This is a genomic window from Nocardioides sp. P5_C9_2, from assembly GCF_054049555.1.
The window spans coordinates 1-4,642 of record NZ_JBFUMD010000320.1; the positions used below are offsets into that span (position 1 = coordinate 1).

Here is a 4,642-nt window from a genome sequence, read left to right on the forward strand (position 1 = left end):
GCCGGTGACCATGCCGACCAGGGCACACACGACGGCCGCGGTCACGAAGAACCACGTCGGGCTGACTATCCGGATGCCGTAGTCGACGATGGTGGGGATGGTCCCGGCCATGTTCCAGGTGCCGATCAGGGAGCCGACGGCCAGCAGGATGAAGATCGCCCCGACGGCAGAGGTCACGCCCCCCACCGCGGCCTCGGCGACGCCGGCGACGGTGTAGCCGTTCTTGAACGCCATCAGGCTGGCGAACGCGGCACTGATCAGCAGCGCCACCTGGAGGGGGCCGTTCGTCGCGTCGATGCCGAACACGATGATGGTGAGCGCCAGCAGGCAGATCAGCACCACGATCGGCAGGACCGCGTCGAGCATCGTCGGGGGTCGGGGAACCCGACCACCGGTCCTCGGCGCACTGGTGCCGACCGGCACCGGCGGCTCGGGAGGGCCGGGCATGCCCCGTCCCTACGCCCGGGCCGTCAGGGACGAACCGTGCACCGCGCCGAGCGAGCCGACGTACCGGCCATGGTGGTGCACGGGCCCCCGCGCCCACACCAGCAGGCCGACCACGCAGGCCACCAGCACGACGACGAAGAACCAGCGCGGCAGCTCCGGGTACATGGGACCTCTCCCGTCACACCGGGTCGCGGGTCAACGGGCAGGTCATGCAGTGTCCGCCGCCGCGACCCTTGCCGAGCTCGAACCCCTCGATCGTGATCACCTCGACGCCGGCCTCGCGCATCTTCGCGATCGTGTAGGTGTTGCGTTCATAGGCCACGACGACCCCGGGCTCGAGTGCGACCACGTTGTTGCCGTCGTCCCACTGCTCCCTCTCCTGCTGGTAGGCGTCGCCGCCCGTCTCCACCACGTGCATGCGAGGGACGCCCATCGTGTCGGCCACCGCACCGAGGAAGGACTTCTCCTCGGTGACGTGGAAGCGCTTCCCGTTGCTCCCCGGCCGGAGGCTGATGGCCCGGACACCGTCGACGACCTTCGGGTAGGCCGTGACCTTGTCGCGGTCCAGCATGGTGAACACCGTGTCCAGGTGCATGTGAGCGCGGTCCTTGGTCATCACCACCGCGATCACCCGCTCCGCAGCACCCTTCTCGAACAGGGCGGCCGCGACCTGCTCGATCATCCGGGCCTGGGACCGCTCGCTCATCCCGATGAGGACCGTGCCGTTGCCGATCGGCTGGACGTCGCCGCCCTCGAGGGAGGACCTCCCGAAGTCGTGCGAGTCGAAGCGACCGTCCTCCCCCAGGTGCGGGTACCAGTACTCGAAGTCAGCGTCGGCGAACATCGGGTGGTATCGGTAGATGGCCACCATGTTGTAGGCCTCGAGCCGCCGGGCCGGCCAGAACATCGGGTTGATCGTGACTCCCCCGAAGATCCAGCAGGAGGAGTCCCGGGTGAAGAGGGTGTTCGGCAGCGGTGGCAGCACGAACATGCTCGGGTCGTCCAGGGCAGCGGCCGGCAGGGAGCTGCTCCGGTTGCGGGCGACATCGAGTCCCGACTCGGCGACGGTCAGGCCGCCGATGAGGTGGGTGGCCAGCACGTCGGGCTTCATGTCGGCGAGGGCGGCCCGCACCTCGTCGACGAGCGACAGGCCGACGGTGTACTCCGACGCGGCCACCTCGATCAGGCGCTGACGGCCCTCGGCACTGGCCTCGAGGGCTTCGGCGAGGAGTGTCTGGAGGACGAAGACCTCCACCCCCCGCTCGCGCATCCGGGCGACGAACTGGTCGTGCTCGTACTGCGCCCGCTCCACCCACAGCACGTCGTCGAACAGCAGTCCGTCGTGGTTGGTCGGCGTCAGCCGTTGCAGGCTGAGCTCCGGCCGATGGACCATCACCTGTCGCAGGCGACCGACCTCCGAGTGAACTCCGAATGTTGTCATCCTCTACTCCCCTCCGTGCCTGGTGAGACCGTCCACGGCTCAGCCGGCGACCACTTGGGTGCCGGCAGTCCCTTCGACGATCTGTTCGATCTCCGTCAGGCCGCCGATGGCGGCCCGCTTGCCTGTGGCCTCGACGAACCGAGCGGCCGCGTCGACCTTGGGTCCCATCGAGCCGGCCGCGAACGGTTGTCCACGCAGCTCCTGGGGAGTCACCCGGTCGAGGTGGCGCTGCTGCGGCGTCCCCCAGTCGGCGTACACGCCGTCGACGTCCGTGACCATCACGAACAGGTCGGCCTCCACCTCACGGGCGAGCAGCTGGCTGGCGAGATCCTTGTCGATGACGGCCTCGACCCCGACGAGCCGGTTCTCCGCGGCGGGCAGGAACATGGTCGGCACGCCGCCGCCGCCGGCACAGATGACCACCGCTCCGTTGTCCAGGAGCCAGCGGATCGGCCGGATCTCGAAGATGCGGCGCGGCTCGGGGGAAGGCACGACCCGCCGCCAGGCCTCCCCGTCCTGCTTGAACGTCCACGCCTTCTCGGCGATCAGCCGGTCGGCCTGCTCCTTGYCGTAGATCGGGCCGACGAACTTGGTGGGGTCGGTGAACGCGGGATCGGCCGGATCGACCTCGACCATCGTCAGGATGGTCGCGAGCGGGGCGTCGACCGGCATCTGGTTGCCGAGCTCCTGCTCCAGGACGTAGCCGATCATCCCCTCGGACTGGGCTCCGAGGACGTCCAGCGGATACGGCTCCACCTCGGCGTACGACGCAGCCTGCAGGGCCAGCAGCCCGACCTGGGGACCGTTCCCGTGCGACAGCACCAGCTCGTGCCGGCTGGCGATCGCCGCGAGCGCCGGAGCCGCCACCCGCACGTTGTCCCGCTGCCGCTCCGCCGTCATCGGCTCGCCACGCTTCAGCAGGGCATTTCCCCCGAGTGCCACGACCACGCGCACGACGCCCGCCTCAGGACCCGAGGGTGGCGACCATGACGGCCTTGATGGTGTGCAGCCGGTTCTCGGCCTGGTCGAAGACGATGGAGTGCTCGGACTCGAACACCTCGTCGGTGACCTCGAGTCCGTCGAGGCCGTAGGTCTGGAAGATCTCCTCCCCCACCTTGGTGTCCCGGTTGTGGAACGCGGGCAGGCAGTGCAGGAACTTGACCTTGCGGTTCCCGGTGCGCTCGACGACGTCGGCGTTCACCTGGTAGGGACCGAGCAGCTCGATCCGCTCCTTCCACACGCTCTTCTCCTCGCCCATGGAGACCCAGACGTCGGTGTAGAGGAAGTCGACGCCGGAGACGCCCTCGTCCACATCGGCGGTGAGGGTGAGCCGGGCGCCGGTGGACTCCGCGATCTCCCGGCAGGTCTTGACCAGGTCGTCGGACGGCCACAGGTGCTGGGGCGCGCAGAGACGGACGTCCATGCCGAGCTTGCAGCCGCCGACCATCAGCGAGTTGCCCATGTTGTTGCGGGCGTCGCCGAGGTAGCAGTACGCGATGTCGGTGAGGCTCTTGTCGCTGTGCTCGGTCATGGTGAGCATGTCGGCCAGGATCTGGGTGGGGTGGAACTCGTCGGTGAGCCCGTTCCACACCGGCACCCCGGCGAACTCGGCCAGGATCTCCACGTCCTTCTGGGAGAAGCCCCGGTACTCGATGCCGTCGAAGGTGCGTCCCAGCACGCGGGCCGTGTCCTTCATGGACTCCTTGTGACCGATCTGGGAGCCGCCCGGGTCGAGGTAGGTGGTGTGCGCTCCCTGGTCCTTGGCCGCCACCTCGAAGGCGGTCCGGGTGCGCGTCGAGGTCTTCTGGAAGATGAGCGCGATGTCCTTGCCTTCCAGGCGAGGCACCTCGTAGCCGCCGTACTTGGCTGCCTTCAGGTCCGCGGACAGCTTGAGGAGGAACCTCAGCTCGTCGGGGGTGAAGTCGAGCTCCTTGAGGAAGCTGCGGTTGCGCAGGTTGAACGACATGTGACTCCTCGATTCCGGGTCAGACGGTGTGGGGAACCGTCACGGGTGTCGGCGCGGTCGGCGCCGCCTGTACGCCGCCCTCGCGACGGCGCAGGAAGAACTTGATGGCCTCCTCGACGACCAGCAGGCTCGCCGCGATGGCGAGACAGATTCCCCACTGGGTGCCGTCGAGCTCGGTGGTGCCGAAGATCCTCTCCAGGAGGTCGATGGTGGTGATGGCGACGATCGCCAGGACCGCGATGCCGTAGCGGCGGAGCTGGGCCAGGCCCGGCAGTGCGTCCCGGTCGAAGATCGTGCCGAGCTGGTCCCGCGACAGGAGGCCGGCGACCACGTGGAAGATCGACAGCGTGGTGAGCAGCATCGTGGCAGCGACCAGGGCACCGTCGAGGTCGTCCCCGATCTGGTAGGCGACGAGCGAGCCGACCGTCATGATGGCGCCCTGGATGCAGAGTCGGACCCAGTTCGCGCGGGACAGGACGGGCGCCTCGACCGGGCGGGGCGGCCGTGCCATCAGGCCCTTCGTGGCCTGGTCGAACCCCAGGGCGATGGCGATGGGGATGTCGATCACCATGTTGAGCCACAGGATCTGCAGCGGGTTCAGCGGCACGCCTCCGGCGACGTCCAGGACGCCGGCGACGATGAAGATCGCGATGTAGGCCACCAGCGTGGACATCTGGAAGCGGAGGTACTTCACGAGGTTGTCGTAGAGCGTGCGCCCGTAGGACACAGCGCCCACGATCGTGGCGAAGTTGTCGTCGGTGAGGATCATCACCGCGGCCTCCTTGGAG

At 68.4% G+C, this 4,642-nt stretch carries 5 protein-coding genes and 1 pseudogene; all 6 read right to left on the reverse strand.

Annotation, left to right across the window (positions count from 1 at the left end; all coding sequences use genetic code 11):
* Positions 1-447, reverse strand: a pseudogene (locus tag ACXJKL_RS15005) (Na+/H+ antiporter NhaC); the annotation flags it as partial.
* Positions 448-456: 9 nt separating this feature from the next.
* Complete coding sequence (locus ACXJKL_RS15010; RefSeq protein ID WP_457207841.1) at positions 457-612, reverse strand: hypothetical protein; 156 nt, start codon at positions 610-612, stop codon at positions 457-459.
* A 13-nt stretch (positions 613-625) separates the two neighbouring features.
* Positions 626-1,888, reverse strand: coding sequence for an arginine deiminase (locus ACXJKL_RS15015; RefSeq protein WP_457207842.1), 1,263 nt, complete (start codon positions 1,886-1,888; stop codon positions 626-628).
* 39 nt (positions 1,889-1,927) lie between these two features.
* Positions 1,928-2,842, reverse strand: a complete 915-nt coding sequence (arcC, locus tag ACXJKL_RS15020) for a carbamate kinase (RefSeq protein ID WP_457207843.1) — start codon at positions 2,840-2,842, stop codon at positions 1,928-1,930.
* A gap of 10 nt (positions 2,843-2,852) precedes the next feature.
* On the reverse strand, positions 2,853-3,854 hold the full coding sequence (argF, locus tag ACXJKL_RS15025; protein WP_457207844.1) for an ornithine carbamoyltransferase: 1,002 nt from the start codon (positions 3,852-3,854) through the stop codon (positions 2,853-2,855).
* A gap of 19 nt (positions 3,855-3,873) precedes the next feature.
* A partial coding sequence (locus ACXJKL_RS15030) for a cation transporting ATPase C-terminal domain-containing protein (RefSeq protein ID WP_457207845.1) occupies positions 3,874-4,642 on the reverse strand: 769 nt, incomplete at its 5' end.

Coding starts and splice junctions, on each gene's coding strand:
- ACXJKL_RS15010 (WP_457207841.1), bottom strand. CDS start 612: ATGTACCCGGAGCTGCCGCGCTGGTTCTTCGTCGTCGTGCTGGTGGCC.
- ACXJKL_RS15015 (WP_457207842.1), bottom strand. CDS start 1,888: ATGACAACATTCGGAGTTCACTCGGAGGTCGGTCGCCTGCGACAGGTG.
- argF (WP_457207844.1), bottom strand. CDS start 3,854: ATGTCGTTCAACCTGCGCAACCGCAGCTTCCTCAAGGAGCTCGACTTC.